The organism is Paenirhodobacter sp. CAU 1674, assembly GCF_029222945.1.
In the GTDB taxonomy this organism is placed as follows: domain Bacteria; phylum Pseudomonadota; class Alphaproteobacteria; order Rhodobacterales; family Rhodobacteraceae; genus Rhodobacter.
This window is the reverse complement of sequence record NZ_JARHUH010000008.1, coordinates 184700-196458: the sequence shown is the minus strand read 5'-3', so window position 1 is coordinate 196458 and position 11759 is coordinate 184700. Positions and strand designations below refer to the sequence as shown.

12 protein-coding genes, 1 tRNA gene and 1 riboswitch are annotated in these 11759 nt (G+C 65.1%); of the genes, 4 read left to right on the top strand and 9 right to left on the bottom strand.

All coding sequences use genetic code 11. The features are described from left to right. The coding region (locus tag P2G62_RS13270; protein WP_275735377.1) for a DUF2326 domain-containing protein at positions 1-1171 on the top strand (1171 nt) is incomplete at its 5' end. 536 nt (positions 1172-1707) lie between these two features. Here P2G62_RS13270 and P2G62_RS13265 read toward each other — a convergent pair. After that, positions 1708-1783: transfer RNA gene (locus tag P2G62_RS13265), tRNA-Ala, on the bottom strand. Between the two features lie 109 nt (positions 1784-1892). Continuing rightward, a complete protein-coding gene (trxC, locus tag P2G62_RS13260) occupies positions 1893-2336 on the bottom strand; it encodes a thioredoxin TrxC (protein WP_275735376.1) in 444 nt (147 codons plus the stop codon). Between the two features lie 69 nt (positions 2337-2405). Between trxC and P2G62_RS13255 the strand changes: the two genes are divergently transcribed. Then, positions 2406-2588 carry a hypothetical protein gene (locus P2G62_RS13255; protein WP_275735375.1) on the top strand — a complete coding sequence of 61 codons (183 nt, stop codon included), beginning with the start codon at positions 2406-2408 and terminating at the stop codon, positions 2586-2588. 100 nt (positions 2589-2688) lie between these two features. Here P2G62_RS13255 and gcvP read toward each other — a convergent pair whose 3' ends face one another. The 4 genes from gcvP to gltX all read right to left on the bottom strand — a co-directional run bounded on the left by gcvP (position 2689) and on the right by gltX (position 8762). Further along, positions 2689-5526 carry an aminomethyl-transferring glycine dehydrogenase gene (gcvP, locus tag P2G62_RS13250; RefSeq protein WP_275735387.1) on the bottom strand — a complete coding sequence of 946 codons (2838 nt, stop codon included), beginning with the start codon at positions 5524-5526 and terminating at the stop codon, positions 2689-2691. Positions 5527-5531: 5 nt separating this feature from the next. Next, positions 5532-5891 (bottom strand): glycine cleavage system protein GcvH, encoded by a 360-nt coding sequence (gcvH, locus tag P2G62_RS13245; RefSeq protein WP_275735374.1) that lies wholly within the window; start codon positions 5889-5891, stop codon positions 5532-5534. A gap of 12 nt (positions 5892-5903) precedes the next feature. Continuing rightward, entirely contained in the window at positions 5904-7004 is a 1101-nt protein-coding gene (gene gcvT, locus P2G62_RS13240) for a glycine cleavage system aminomethyltransferase GcvT (protein ID WP_275735373.1), read from the bottom strand. 146 nt (positions 7005-7150) lie between these two features. After that, positions 7151-7238: riboswitch (glycine riboswitch) on the bottom strand. Positions 7239-7433: 195 nt separating this feature from the next. Continuing rightward, complete coding sequence (gene gltX / locus P2G62_RS13235) at positions 7434-8762, bottom strand: glutamate--tRNA ligase (protein ID WP_275735372.1); 1329 nt, start codon at positions 8760-8762, stop codon at positions 7434-7436. Positions 8763-8862: 100 nt separating this feature from the next. On the opposite strand from gltX, the gene P2G62_RS13230 reads away from it, so the two are divergent. Together P2G62_RS13230 and P2G62_RS13225 are read left to right on the top strand one after the other, a co-directional pair. Then, positions 8863-9267, top strand: a complete 405-nt coding sequence (locus P2G62_RS13230; protein ID WP_275735371.1) for a metallopeptidase family protein — start codon at positions 8863-8865, stop codon at positions 9265-9267. 31 nt (positions 9268-9298) lie between these two features. Beyond that, positions 9299-10279 (top strand): DUF4105 domain-containing protein, encoded by a 981-nt coding sequence (locus P2G62_RS13225; protein ID WP_275735370.1) that lies wholly within the window; start codon positions 9299-9301, stop codon positions 10277-10279. Between the two features lie 39 nt (positions 10280-10318). On the opposite strand, the gene P2G62_RS13220 is transcribed toward P2G62_RS13225, so the two are convergent. Genes P2G62_RS13220 through P2G62_RS13210 form a run of 3 tightly spaced genes read right to left on the bottom strand, consistent with a single transcriptional unit; the run spans position 10319 to position 11756 of the window. Next, entirely contained in the window at positions 10319-10786 is a 468-nt protein-coding gene (locus tag P2G62_RS13220) for a hypothetical protein (protein ID WP_275735369.1), read from the bottom strand. Beyond that, positions 10783-11229: a cytochrome c gene (locus tag P2G62_RS13215; protein WP_275735368.1), complete on the bottom strand. Its 447-nt coding sequence runs from the start codon at positions 11227-11229 to the stop codon at positions 10783-10785. Before P2G62_RS13215 ends, P2G62_RS13220 begins: the two co-directional genes overlap by 4 nt. Continuing rightward, positions 11226-11756, bottom strand: coding sequence for a methylamine dehydrogenase light chain (locus tag P2G62_RS13210; RefSeq protein WP_275735367.1), 531 nt, complete (start codon positions 11754-11756; stop codon positions 11226-11228). The genes P2G62_RS13215 and P2G62_RS13210 overlap by 4 nt, the downstream gene beginning before the upstream one ends. Positions 11757-11759 lie beyond the last annotated feature (3 nt).

The following is an 11759-nucleotide window of genomic DNA, read 5'->3' as shown; positions in this document are numbered from 1 at the left end:
CCTGCTCCTTGATCATCCCGATAATCTGCGCCTCGGTGAAACGGCTTTTTCGCATTCGTCTGCTCCTTCAGAGTTGGCGCAGACTCTACACTACGTTGAGGGATCCCGCGGGGGGCAGGTCATCGACGAGGAAGTCAGAGCCATCAACGAAGCGATCGAGAAGCTTGAAACTGCCCCGGCCTTTGACATGGTCCAAGACGATATGCTGTCCATAGAAGAGGAAATGGCGGGTCTTCGCCGGCGCAAGGAAGCCTTGAGCCAGCGTTCAGCTAGGTTGGCGCCGATGGCATCAGCCCCGACGATCGACAGCAGCGAGATCCGGGAGTTCTTTGACGAGCTTCGTTCCGGCCTCGGCACGGTGGTCGCGCGTGACCTCGATGAGGTCCTGTCCTTTAAGGACAAGATTGATCGCTTTCAACGCCAACTGCTCGACGAAAAATCAAAGGTCGTCGATGCGGAGATCAAGGAGCTTAACAAGCAACTTGCTGACCTCGACCGCCGGTACTCCAAGTTCCTGGCCGTCCTCAACCAGCAGGGCCAGCTCAAGAGTCTCCGCCAGACCTACGCATCCTATCAGGTCAAGAACGATGAACTCAGCCAACTCAAGGCTTTCATCGACCGCTACGACCAACTCGCCATCGACAAGCAGCAGAAGCGCTCAGACAAGGAAACCGAGTTGTTGCGCCTCCAGGGCAGTATCGCTGCTGCTAGGGATCGATTGAAGTCCGTCGAGCGGACGATCCTTGACATACATCAGTTCATCCAGGGCAACAGGGCGGCGTCCTTCGACGTTCGGACTACCTCGACCAAGCAGGTTGTCGATATCGTACTGCGCATAGACGATGACGGCAGCCACAGTGTCGAGCGGGAAAAGGTCTTCATCTACGACATTTCGTTGCTTTTGAACGATTTCACCAAGGTCCGTCACCCTGGCATGTTGATTCACGACAACATATTTGACGTCGATGAGGATACGCTGAACAAGAGCCTCGAATTTCTGTTCACGCGCGCCGACTTCGAGAACGAGCAACAGTACATCCTGACCCTCAACGTGGACCGCATCACTCACGCCACCGAGGAAATCTGGTACGATGACTTGAAGCGTGCGGTCGTGGCGTCGTTCACGAAAGCTGATCGCTTCCTCAAAGCCACGTACCAAGAAGCGCGGTGAAAGCGAGAAGGACGGCCCCTCTCAAGATGAGCAGAAAAAGGTCGTCTGGAGCAGTCGGGCTGACCACCATTCGTCACTAGCCGTGCTACATCACCTCAAAGGCTAGTTTCTCTAATTTCAGATTCTTGCTGTCCCTGCGGTAACCGGAAATCCCGCCATCTCGCTGCGGCTCCAGTGGAACGGCAGCTTTAGGGAGCGCCGCGTCGCAGCATCCTTTGGGGCCGAGCGGCGGCAATGGGCCGGGCGCGTCGATCAGTTCGTCTCCGTCTCGATGGGCCGAAAAGTCGTCACCCAAGCGGGCCAGCTGATCACGAGCCTTCGACCTTGATGCGACACGGACCCAAAAGCCGCAGGTTCGCTTACAACGCCCGACAAACAGCGCGATCTTCGTCCAGCGCGATCTTAGTCGCCCCCGATCAGCGCACAATTCTACAGGATGGCCACGGCCCATGTGCGTCAACAAACGTGTTGACAGCCGATCGGTAAGCATATGCTTCCAATCGGCATACATATGGTCCAATGACATTTACGGTGAATGGTGGAGCAGAGGGGGATCGAACCCCTGACCTCGTCATTGCGAACGACGCGCTCTCCCAACTGAGCTACTGCCCCTCACCGTGGGCGGGTATTTCGCGCATGGCAGAGGTATTGTCAAGCGGGGGCCACATACTCGGCGCAAGTTTTTTTGCGCCCGCACAGCCCCCGCCAAGGGTCACCGCACTCAGGCCGCTTGCGGCATCTTCGAGCGCACGAAAGCAACCAGTTCCGCAGCCGGGCGCGCGCCCGCGGCCCGCGCGACTTCGCGCCCCTTGTGAAACAGGATGAAGGCGGGAATCCCCTGGATGCGATACCGCTGCGTGGCGGTCGGGTTCACCTGCGTGTTGATCTTGGCCAGCCGCACCTTGGGCGCCAGCATCCCGGCAGCGGCCTGGAATTGCGGGGCCATCTGGCGACAGGGGCCACACCAGGGCGCCCAGAAATCGACCAGAAGCGGCAGGTCGTCGCGCTCGGCCTTGGCCAAGGTCGCGAAATCGACTTCGGCCACCTTGCCCGACAGCAGCGGCGCACCGCAGACCCCACATTTCGGCCCGGCCGTCAATTTGTCGGCGGGAACCCGGTTCGCCTGCCCGCAGTCCAGACAGGTCAGTTTCAAACCCTCGGCCATGTTAAGCCTCCGTTACATTCGTGTTAGGGAATATATTGGGCCACGCCCACCGCTTTGCAAGGAGACGAGATGACACGCTGGCGCGACCTTCCCCCCGAAAAACAAGAGGCGCTGCGCGCGGCCTATGCAGACGAGATGGCACGGCAGGCCACCACCTGTTCGCTGGATGAAAAGATTGCCCGCTTCGCCGCCTGGCTGGCCCCGCAGGGGATCAGCTTTGATGTCGAGGATCTGCCGCGACGGCGGGGCTGAGCGCGCGCAGGCACGCCCCCAGCCGAAGGGTTGGTGGCCGGAAATGCGCCCGCGACCCTGCCGGATCAACCCGGTCTGGTCGCGGGGCAGTCCGTCGTCCTTATTCCGCCGCGTAGGCCTCCAGCGGCGGGCAGGTGCAGATCAGGTTGCGGTCGCCATAGACGTTATCGACGCGCCCCACGGGCGGCCAGTATTTGTCTTCGCGGAACGAACCGGGCGGGAAGCAGCCCTGCTCGCGCGTGTAGGGGCGGTCCCAGTCGGCGACCAGATCCTCGACCGTATGCGGCGCGCGGCGCAGCGGGCTCACCTCGGCGCCGATCCGGCCCTCGGCCACGTCGCGGATTTCCTCGCGGATCGCCAGCAGCGCGGTGATGAAGCGGTCGATCTCGGCCTTGGTTTCGGATTCGGTGGGTTCGACCATCAAGGTGCCCGCCACTGGCCAGCTCATCGTGGGCGCGTGGAACCCGTTGTCGACCAGCCGCTTGGCGATGTCATCGACGGTCACCCCCACTTCGGCGAACGCGCGGGTGTCGAGGATGCATTCATGCGCCACCCGGCCGCGGTTGCCCATGAACAGGATCGGATAGGCCGCCTTCAGCCGCGCCGCGATATAGTTCGCGTTCAGGATCGCCACGCGGGTCGCCTGGGTCAGCCCCTGCCCGCCCATCATCAGGCAATAGGCCCAGGAGATCAGCAGGATCGAGGCCGAGCCATAGGGCGCCGCCGACACCGGGCCTTCGGTCAGATCGCCCGCTTCGGGGTGACCCGGCAGATAGGGCGCCAGATGTGCGCGCACGCCGATCGGCCCCATGCCCGGGCCGCCGCCGCCATGCGGGATGGCGAAGGTCTTGTGCAGGTTCAGGTGGCTGACATCGCCGCCAATCTCGCCCGGCTTCACCAAACCCACCAGCGCGTTCATGTTCGCGCCGTCGATATAGACCTGACCGCCATGTTCATGCGTGATCTCGCAGACCGCGCGCACGGTTTCCTCGAACACGCCGTGGGTCGAGGGATAGGTGATCATGCAGGCCGCCAGATTGTCGCCCGCCGCCACCGCCTTTTCCAGAAAATCCTCCAGATCGACATCGCCGTTGGGCGCCGATTTCACCACCACGACCTTCATCCCCGCCATCTGCGCCGAGGCCGGGTTGGTGCCATGCGCCGAGGTCGGGATCAGGCAGATGTTGCGATGCCCCTGCCCGCGTGCGCGGTGATAGGCGGCAATCGTCAGAAGCCCCGCATATTCGCCCTGCGCGCCGGAATTGGGCTGCATCGAGAAGGCATCGTATCCGGTGATCTCGCACAGCTTTTCGGTCAGATCGGCAATCGCCTCGTGATAGCCTTCGGCCTGATTGTGCGGCGCGAACGGGTGCAGCGATCCGAATTCGGGCCAGGTCAGCGGCATCATCTCGGCGGCCGCGTTCAGCTTCATCGTGCACGACCCCAGCGGGATCATCGCCCGATCCAGCGCCAGGTCACGGTCGCTCAGACGGCGCATGTAGCGCATCATCTCGCTTTCGGCCCGGTTCATGTGGAACACCGGATGGGTCAGATACTCGCTGTGCCGCAGCAGGGCCTGCGGGAAACCCAGCCCCACCTCTTGCGGCGCGGGCTCGGTGATCCCGAACGCGTCCAGCACGCGCGCGATCACATCGCCGTCGGTCAGTTCGTCCACCGAAATGCCGACCCGGTCGCGTCCCACCTTGCGCAGGTTCAGCCCGCGGTGGCGCGCGGCGGCCAGAATGCCCGCCTGCCCCACGCCGACCTTCACGGTGAGCGTGTCGAAAAACGCCGCCGGTTCCACCAAGGCACCTTCGGCCAGCAAGGCATCGCGCAGCCGCACCGCGTTCAGATGCACCCGCTCGGCAATCGCACGCAGGCCCACGGGGCCGTGGAACACCGCATAGAAGCTGGCCATCACCGCCAGCAGCGCCTGTGCCGTGCAGACGTTCGAGGTGGCCTTCTCGCGGCGGATGTGCTGTTCGCGCGTCTGCAGCGCCAGCCGATAGGCCGGGTTGCCGTTGGCATCAATCGACACACCGACGATCCGCCCCGGCATCGCGCGCTTGAATTCGTCGCGGCACGCCATGAAGGCCGCATGCGGGCCGCCATAGCCCATCGGCACGCCGAACCGCTGCGCCGACCCAACGGCGATATCGGCGCCCATCGCGCCCGGCTCCTTCAGCAGACACAGCGCCAGAAGGTCGGTCGCGACGATGGCCAAGGCCTTGGCATCGTGCAGTTTCTGGCATTCGGCGCTGAAGTCGCGCACATGGCCATAGGTGCCCGGATATTGGAAGATCGCGCCAAACACCGCCTGCGCGTCCAGCGCCTCGGGCTGGCCCTTGATGATCTCGATCCCCAGCGGATGCGCGCGGGTCTCGATCACCGCGATGGTCTGCGGGTGCAGGTTCACATCGACAAAGAAGGCCCGCGCCTTCGACTTGGCCGAGCGCTCGGCCATCGCCATCGCCTCGGCGGCGGCGGTCGCCTCGTCCAGCAGGCTGGCATTGGCCACCGGCAGCCCGGTCAGATCGGCGACCATGGTCTGATAGTTCAGCAGCGCCTCCAGCCGGCCTTGGGCAATTTCCGGCTGATACGGGGTGTAGGCCGTATACCACGCCGGGTTTTCCAGAATGTTGCGCTGGATCGCGGGCGGCGTGACGGTGCCGTAATAGCCCTGCCCGATCAGGCTGGTCATCACCCGGTTCTTCGCCGCCACCGCGCGCATCTTGGCCAGCAGCGCATGTTCGGTCAGCGGCGCCCAGGACAGCGGCGTTTCCTGCCGGATGGATCTGGGCACGGTCTCGTCGATCAGCTGATCGAGGTCGCGCACCCCCACCGTTTTCAACATCTCGGCCATCTCGGCGGGGCTGGGCCCGATGTGACGGCGGTTCGCGAAATCGTAGGTGTCGTAGGCGGTGGGGGTGAACATGATCTGCCTCAGCCGATGAAATCTTTGTATTCGTCTTCCGACATGAACCCGTCGAGCTGGCCCATGTCCTCGACCTTCATCTTGAAGAACCAGGCCGCGCCCAGCGGGTCTTCGTTCACCAGACCCGGGTTGTCGACGATCGCCTCATTGACCTCGACGATCTCGCCATCGACCGGGGCCAGGATGTCAGACGCGGCCTTGACGCTTTCGATCACGCAGATCTCGTCACCCTTGGCGACCCGGGTCTCGATCTCGGGCAGTTCGACGAACACCACATCGCCCAGGGCCTCGCTGGCGTGATCGGTGATGCCGACGACGACCAGATCGCCCTCGACGCGCAGCCATTCGTGCTCTTCGGTGAATTTCATGGGGAAGGCTCCTCAGCGTTTGTAGGTGGTGGGTTGGAAGGGCATGGCCACGATGGTGGCGGGCAGGCGCTTGCCGCGCACTTCGCCATAAACCGTGGCGCCGGGGGTCAGATCGGCGGGCAGATAGGCCATCGCCATCGGCGCCTCGATCGAGGGGCCGAAGCCGCCCGAAGTGACTCGGCCAATCGGCGCGCCGCCCTCGGCCCCGGCAAAGATTTCAACGCCTTCGCGCATCGGCGCGCGGCCTTCAGGGCGCAGGCCCATGCGCAACCGTGCCGGGCCTTCGGCCAGTTCGCGCAGGATGCGGTCCGCGCCCGGGAAGCCGCCCGCGCGCGCCCCGCCTGCGCGGCGTGCCTTCTGGAGCGCCCAGGCCAGCCCCGCCTCGACCGGCGTCGTGGTAGTGTCGATGTCATGGCCATACAGGCACAGCCCGGCCTCCAGCCGCAGGCTGTCGCGCGCGCCCAGGCCAATCGGCGCTACCTCGGGTTGATCCAGCAGCGCGCGGGCGAAATCCACCGCCACCGCGTCGGGCACCGAAATCTCGAACCCGTCCTCGCCGGTATAGCCCGAGCGCGAGATCCACAGATCCGCGCCCTGCCAGCCAAAGGAGCCGACATCCATGAAGCGCATCACCGCCACGCCGGGCACCAGACGCGCCAGCGCCGCCTCGGCGGCAGGCCCCTGCAACGCCAGCAGCGCGCGGTCGGTGACCTCGGTCACGCCCGCGACATGCGCGCGCAGATGCGCCAGATCGGCCTCTTTGCAGGCGGCATTCACCACCACGAACAAATGATCGCCGCGATTGGCCACCATCAGATCGTCCAGAATTCCGCCCGCGTCATTGGTGAACATCGCATAGCGCTGCCGGTTCAGCCCCAGCCCCGCAATATCGACCGGCACCAGCGCCTCAAGCGCCGCCACCGCCGCGATCGGCAGGATCACCTGCCCCATGTGGCTGACGTCAAACAGCCCGGCCGCGGCGCGGGTGTGCAGATGTTCCTTCAACACCCCCAGCGGGTATTGCACCGGCATCTCATAGCCCGCAAACGGCACCATCTTGGCGCCCAATTCCAGATGAAGGTCGTAAAGACCCGTCCGCATAAGGTCAGCCATGCTGCCCCCCTATCAGCCGGAAGTCCGGCACCGAATCCATGGGCTTGCGCCCGCTCGATGCCCCCTCTGTCCCTACCCGGGTTCGCCCCGAGCGCCTGAGATCGTTATCCCTTCGGCGGATGCGCGCGCATCTCTCTCCAGAGTCCGTCGCCAGAACGGTCCTTTTGCCTGAGAGTTTACCGGGGCGGTTGCTCCTTCGGCACTGGGAAACCAGATTCTCCCTGTCCTGACCCTTCCCGGATAGCCGAGCGCCCGCGTTGCTGACAAGTCAAAAAACCAAAATCGACGCTTTACAGAAAAATACGACATTACACCGTCGCAAACACGCAAAGACAAAGGGCGCAGCTTGTGCCACGCCCCTTCATCTTGCAGCAAATACCTTGCGGGGTCCGGGGGTGCAAAGCCCGCGGCGCCTGCCTTGCGCGCGCCTCAGCCCCTGGCGCGGATCTTGTGCAGAAGCGGCATCAACTCGGCCATTTCGGGGCCATGCGCCTGCCCGGTCAGCGCCTTGCGCAGCGGCATGAACAGCCCCTTGCCCTTGCGCCCGGTGGCCTCTTTCACAGCGGCGGTCCATTCGCCCCAGGTCGCCGGGGTAAAGGGCGGCGCGGGCAGCAGCGCCATCGCGGCGGCGATGAAATCGGCATCCTCCGCGTCGATCACCGGCTCGGCCCCGTTCAGGCACAGATCGGCCCAATGGCCCAGATCGGACAGCTTGTCGATGTTCTTGGACGCCACCGCCCAGAACGCCTCGGCCTGATCGGCGGGAATGCCCAGATCCGCGATCTGCGCGGCCACTGCCGCGAAGGGCAGCTGCTGGTTGCGCGCGCGGGTCAGCGGGATCAGGTCGTCGGCATCGAATTTCGTGGGCGCCGCGCCGAACTGGCTCAGATCGAAGCCCTCGGCGATCTCGTCGATGGTCATGCGCAGCTCGACCGGCTGGCTCGACCCCAGCCGCGCCATCATGCTCAGCAGCGCCTCGGGTGCGATGCCATTGGCCCGCAGATCGCGGATCGACAGCGCGCCCAGACGTTTGGACAGTTCTTCACCGCCCGGACCCGTCAGCAGGCTGTGGTGGGCGAATGCCGGCGGCGTGCCACCGATCGCGCGGATGATCTGGATCTGCGTGGCCGTGTTGGTCACATGGTCGGCCCCGCGCACGATATGGGTCACCCCCATGTCGGTATCATCGACCGAACTGGCAAAGGTATACAGCACCTGCCCGCCCGCCTTGATCAGCACCGGGTCCGAGACCGAGGCCGCGTCGATCGAGATCGGGCCGATGATGCCATCGGTCCATTCGATCCGCTCCTGATCCAGCAGGAAACGCCAATAACCTTCGCGCCCTTCGGCCCGCAGCGCAGCCTTCTGCTCCTCGCTCAGCGCCAGCGCGGCGCGGTCATAGACCGGCGGCTTGTGCATGTTCAGCTGTTTCTTGCGCTTCAGGTCCAGCTCGGTCGGGCTTTCGAAGCATTCGTAAAGCTTGCCCTCGGCGCGCAGCTGATCGGCGGCTTCGGCGTAACGGTCGAGCCGCAGCGACTGGCGTTCCTCGCGGTCCCAGGCGATGCCCAGCCATTCCAGATCGGCCTTCAGAGCATCGACATATTCCTGTTTCGAACGTTCCTGGTCCGTGTCGTCGATCCGCAGGATAAAGGTGCCCCCCGTCTTGCGCGCGATGAGGTAGTTCATCAGCGCGGTGCGCAGGTTGCCAACGTGGATATAGCCGGTGGGCGAAGGGGCAAAGCGGGTAACGGTGGTCATGAACGGTCTCCTGATTGCCGTCTGCTCTTTCACAGCCGGGCCGTTTTGTCCATATCTGGGGCAGAGCGAGACAGAGGCAATCGGGAAAAGGGGCAATGAAATGGACGCATGGCAGGATCGCAGCGCGCCCAGCCTGGACGAGATCGCACAACTGGCCGAAGCCGCCCGGGCCGCCCTGCCCCCGGCCTTTGCAGGCCCGGCCGCCGCCGTCGTGCTGCGGGTCGAGGATTTCGCCCCCGAGGCCCTGCTGGTCGAGCTGGAAATCGACGATCCGTTCGAACTGACCGGGCTTTACGACGGTATTCCGATGACCGAGAAATCGGTGGTGGACCCGGGCGGGCCCGATGTGATCTGGCTGTTCCGCCGCGCGATCCTGGATGAATGGGTGGCACGCGGGGATGTCGCGCTTGATGCGCTGGTGGCGCATGTCTTCGTGCATGAACTGGCGCATCATTTCGGCTGGTCGGATGGCGACATCGCCAGCATCGACCGCTGGTGGGAATGAGCCCCGCCCCCTGCCCCCGCCGGAGCATCCGATGAAGCGTTTCGTCACGATCCTGTCCCACAGCCTGTTCGCGCTGATCGTTCTGGCCGCCACCGCCTGGGCTGCGACCGCGCTGTGGCTGCATCTGTCCGGTGCGCTGCGGCTCGGGGCCGAGGCCGCGCTGGCCTGCGGCGCGCTTTGCGCGCTGGCGGCGCGGTTCGCCCGCAGCCGGCGCAGCGGCTGGGCGGTGCTGGCGATCGGCACCCTGGCCGTGGGCGGCTGGTATCAGACGATCACCCCGCGCGATGACCGCAGCTGGGCGCTGGATGTGTCCCGCGGGGTCAAGGCGCAGGTCGCGGGCGACATCGTCACCCTGCGCGATCTGCGCGATTTCGACTGGTCCTCGGCCACGCAGGCCACGCCGCGCTGGATCACCGGGCGCTACGATCTGCGCCGGATCGAAACGGTCGATATGTTCACCTCGGTCTGGGACAACCCCGACATCGCGCATCTGCTGGTCAGCTTCGGGTTTGCCGATGGCGAGCATGTGGTGTTTTCGGTCGAAATCCGGCGCGAGGCCGGCGAAGAATTCAACGAGATCGGCGGGTTTTTCCGCCAGTTCGAACTGGTCCTGATCGGCGCGACCGAAAATGACATCGTCAAGCTGCGCAGCAATTACCGCAAGGAAGAAGTGCGGATGTTCCCGATCCTTCTGACCCCCGAACAGCGGCGGGCGATGTTTCTGTCCTATGTCGCGCTGGCGCAGAAACTGGAGGCACGGCCTGCCTTCTACAACACGCTGACGGCGAATTGCACGACGGTGGTCTATCAGCTGGCAACGGTGCTGAAACCCGATCTGCCGCTGGACTGGCGCCTGGTGCTGTCGGGCTATCTGCCAGATTATCTGGCGGGTCTTGGGGTGCTGGGGGGCGATGGCCCGCTGCAGGACCGCAAGGCCGCAGCCGAGATCACCGCGCGGGCCCAGCGGGCCGACCCGGCGATCCCGTTTTCGCGTGCGATCCGGCAGCCCTGAGCGGGCGGTCACTCCGGTCTCGGGGCCGCCTGTCCGACCTCAGGGCCAAGGATACCCCGCGACGGGCCAGCCATCCTTGACATATTGCGCGACCACCTCGCGGCGCAGGGCCACGACATCGGCAACCGGACTGGCGCGCAGGCGGTCGACCTCGGCGGGGGTGAATTCGGGTGCCTGCGGATCGCGCGAGGCGCCCGCATAGGTGGCGATCACATAGTTCATCACCGCCGCGATCTCGGCCGTATCCAGCGAGGCATTGGTGACGCCCGGCACATGCATCAGATAGCGCCGCCCCGCGTCAGACCGCGCAAAAGACCCGACATAGCCGCGAAAATCCGGGATGCCCGCCTGTTCGCTGCCCGATCCGTCCTGACCATGGCAGCCGGTGCAGCGCAGGATGTAATTGGTCTGCGCGCTGCGCCCCCCGGCCTGCGCCGGGGCAATCGCCGCAATCAGCGCAGCCGCCACCAGCGCAAGGGTCGCCACGCTCGGCACACTCAGTTTCACGATCCACCTCCGCGCAGGGCCATCAGCTCCTTGTGGGTTTTCGGGGCCGCGCGGCTGGCGGCGATGTCGGCCGCGGTCACCCGCGCCTCCAGCCCAGCCAGATCGCCCAGCACATAATTCGCCGCGGCCGCCAGATCGGCGTCGCTCAGGTCGCTTTGCGGCGGCATCACCAACCCGTAATAGCCCACGCCCTGCGCCATCAGCGTGCCCGACAGGCCGGAAATCACCACGCCCGAAATGAAGGCGGGTGCCTGATCGCCCAGCTTGGCCCAAAGCGGCGGGTCGGCCAGCGGCGGCGCAAGGCCCGGTGTGCCGACACCTTCGGCCCCGTGACACGCGGCGCAGACATCGGCAAAAACACTCGCCCCGTCGGCGGCCAAAGCGGCCGCAGCGGGCAAAGCGAGGGCCAGAACGGCCCCCGCAACTGTCGCGCGCATCGTCATTCGGCGATCCCCACCAGCGCCGCCACGGTGCAGTGGTAGCCCTGGCTCGCGTTCGCCATGCACCAGTTGATGTCGTTGTGCAGACCCATGCGATAGCCGGGACGCTCGCCTTCATTGGCGTTGCAGAAGGGCGAGCTGTCGCATTCCGCACGTCCGCAGCAGTCATTGTAGGACACGAGGTAATCCTTGCCGTCCGAGGGGTTGTGGCAGGTGCCGACCCAGCTGACCTTGGACACTTCGGACCCGGGCGGGCATTGCGTCAGCGTGCCGCCGCAGCTGTTGCACAGGTTGCCGTCCAGCGCACAATAGCGCCAGTAATCGCAGGCGTATTCGTCGGTCGTCTGCGCGGCATAGGCGCGCCCGCCCGTGGCCCGGTCGAAGGGCAGCACCGGCAGAACCGCCGCCCCCACCAGCCCCAGACCCGCGCGGGCCAGAAAGCTGCGCCGCCCCGCCTTGTGCGCGACCGAGCGCACGCCCGCTTCGGTGGCGCGGTCCATCCAGTCGGTGATCTTGTCGAAAAGGTTCATCTG

Bases quoted from the DNA above. Each gene is read 5' to 3' on its own strand.
- trxC (WP_275735376.1), bottom strand. From the start codon at position 2,336: ATGGCCGAGGGTTTGAAACTGACCTGTCTGGACTGCGGGCAGGCGAAC.
- P2G62_RS13255 (WP_275735375.1), top strand. From the start codon at position 2,406: ATGACACGCTGGCGCGACCTTCCCCCCGAAAAACAAGAGGCGCTGCGC.
- gcvH (WP_275735374.1), bottom strand. From the start codon at position 5,891: ATGAAATTCACCGAAGAGCACGAATGGCTGCGCGTCGAGGGCGATCTG.
- gcvT (WP_275735373.1), bottom strand. From the start codon at position 7,004: ATGGCTGACCTTATGCGGACGGGTCTTTACGACCTTCATCTGGAATTG.
- gltX (WP_275735372.1), bottom strand. From the start codon at position 8,762: ATGACCACCGTTACCCGCTTTGCCCCTTCGCCCACCGGCTATATCCAC.
- P2G62_RS13230 (WP_275735371.1), top strand. From the start codon at position 8,863: ATGGACGCATGGCAGGATCGCAGCGCGCCCAGCCTGGACGAGATCGCA.
- P2G62_RS13225 (WP_275735370.1), top strand. From the start codon at position 9,299: ATGAAGCGTTTCGTCACGATCCTGTCCCACAGCCTGTTCGCGCTGATC.
- P2G62_RS13215 (WP_275735368.1), bottom strand. From the start codon at position 11,229: ATGACGATGCGCGCGACAGTTGCGGGGGCCGTTCTGGCCCTCGCTTTG.
- P2G62_RS13210 (WP_275735367.1), bottom strand. From the start codon at position 11,756: ATGAACCTTTTCGACAAGATCACCGACTGGATGGACCGCGCCACCGAA.